Here is a 1,980-nt window from a genome sequence, read left to right as displayed (position 1 = left end):
TCGATGAGACCGGGATGATTAGAGATATCAGCGGGGCGCAGCACGATGTCTTCGGCGTAGCGTTCCACATCGGCGAATAGACGTTCTTGTCCCTCGTCAGTGAGTGCGAGCGACGTCGCGCTTGCGACCTCTAACCGGTCAGCGTCGAGCATATCGAACAGGCCGTCTTGGATGAGTTCACCAAAATAAACAACATCCCGACCACCGAAGTCAAATTGCTGAAGTTCGCCCATCAGTGCATTGCCCAGCGAGCCGACGCCGAACTGGAGGTGAACGGCGTTGTCGAAGACGGCTGAGCGTGATAATTCGTCAGTCAGGAACGCACCGAAGTGCTGTGCGATGCTGAGATCGTCATCGGTTGGGTCTCTAAATGTGTATGTTGAGTCCGCGCGGTCCGTCTCCACGACTGCGACGAGCTTGTCAGGGTCGAATCCGATGTGGTTAGTCCCGATACGCTCACCAGGCGTTGTTAACGGGATAGGCTCACGATTTGGCGGCGACTCTCTGCGGTATACGTCGTGTAACGTCTGGAGCGCTAGTGGCTGGTTGTGATTCACCTCAACAATCAACTCATCTGCTGACGCAACGAAGGCCGGCACTTGACCGAGAGATGTCGATGGGATAAACCAGTCTACACCGACTGCGACGGCCTCAACGACCGCCACGTCGGCGTCAACCATGCCACCGTGCTGCACCTCGTCACCAATACTGGAGGCGTCTCGATCGCTGAACGCAATTTCGCGCTCGTTGGTTAATTTGCGCGCACGCGCAGACGATTGATAAGAAAATCGCCGTGAAACGGCACCGGACTCAACGAGGTCAACGTCAATTTCTGAACCGACATTCCCGCTGCTGACTATAGTCAGCGACTGATCGCCGCCGGACTCGGCAAGCGCAAGCGGGACCTCTTTTGGGTAACCAACGCTTCCGAAACCGCTGGTCAGCACTGTCGCATCGTCATCAATATCAGCAGCTGCACGGGTTGCCTCAACCAGCGGCAGGTTACCGTGGAGCCGCGTCGTGACAGGCATAGCAGACGGCTGTCTATCCAACGTCATAGATGCCACAAAGCGGCTACTGTCGACTCGTGCTTGTCAGTTTGTTCGTCTGTCTGTCTGATGGCGGCGAAAATGCCGCTATGTTTAGATGATATAGACATAGTATTGTTGGCGACGACATTTCTCAACAGGTGTTAGTATAAGAGCTACTGAACGACTCATAGCTGTCTTGTTGCTCTTATGAGCACCATCGATATAAATCGTCCCGGCAAGATACTAAATAGTTGGGGTTATGATGCGGGCTGAGTTCGCCTGATCAGCACCGGCGGTAATGTGTCAATCAGCATCTCGTGGTATGATACTTAAACCTAGCTCCCCGGAAATTGAACATGGCTATGTATAACGATATTAGCTATAACGTGAACGATGGTATCGCAACTATCAGTATTGAGCGACCGAACGTGTACAATGCTTTTACTCGATCAACGGTGCTAGAACTTAATGAAGCAGCCCGGACCGCAGAGGCTGCTGAGGACATCTATGTAGTGGTGTTGACTGGCGCAGGTAAGGGCTTTTGCTCAGGTGCTGACACGACAGAAATGCCAGACTGGGATGAGCAGTCGCCTGAGGAATATGGCGCGTTCCTCTGGATCATCCAGCAGTTCGTGTATAGACTCCGGACGATGGCTACACCCTCTATTGCCGCTGTCAACGGACCAGCCATCGGTGCCGGGTGTGACTTCGCACTAGCCTGTGACCTGCGCGTAGTTGGAGATGAGGGTGTGATGCGAGAAGGATTTGTCAATATCGGTCTTATTCCCGGCGATGGCGGCGCGTGGTTGCTACCCCGGTTAGTCGGCGAGTCTAAAGCGCGCGAGTATCTCCTCACTGGACGTGACATTGCGCCATCTGATGCCGTCGACATTGGTCTCGCTGTTGAGCAGTTGATGATGCGTTATCGGCGGCAGACGACTCGCAGAGG

The 1,980-nt window shown here is 54.0% G+C and carries 2 protein-coding genes; one reads left to right on the top strand and one right to left on the bottom strand.

The features are described from left to right. A partial coding sequence (locus J07HQW2_RS03120) for a CoA-transferase (protein ID WP_021053865.1) occupies positions 1-1,031 on the bottom strand: 1,031 nt, incomplete at its 3' end. Between the two features lie 356 nt (positions 1,032-1,387). Here J07HQW2_RS03120 and J07HQW2_RS03115 point away from each other — a divergent pair. Beyond that, positions 1,388-1,980: enoyl-CoA hydratase/isomerase family protein (locus J07HQW2_RS03115; RefSeq protein WP_021053864.1), on the top strand; the 593-nt coding region annotated here is incomplete at its 3' end.

This window comes from Haloquadratum walsbyi J07HQW2 (assembly GCF_000415985.1).
Taxonomy (GTDB): domain Archaea; phylum Halobacteriota; class Halobacteria; order Halobacteriales; family Haloferacaceae; genus Haloquadratum; species Haloquadratum walsbyi_B.
Note: the sequence above shows the minus strand (reverse complement) of the source record. Positions and strands in the feature narration are given on the sequence as shown.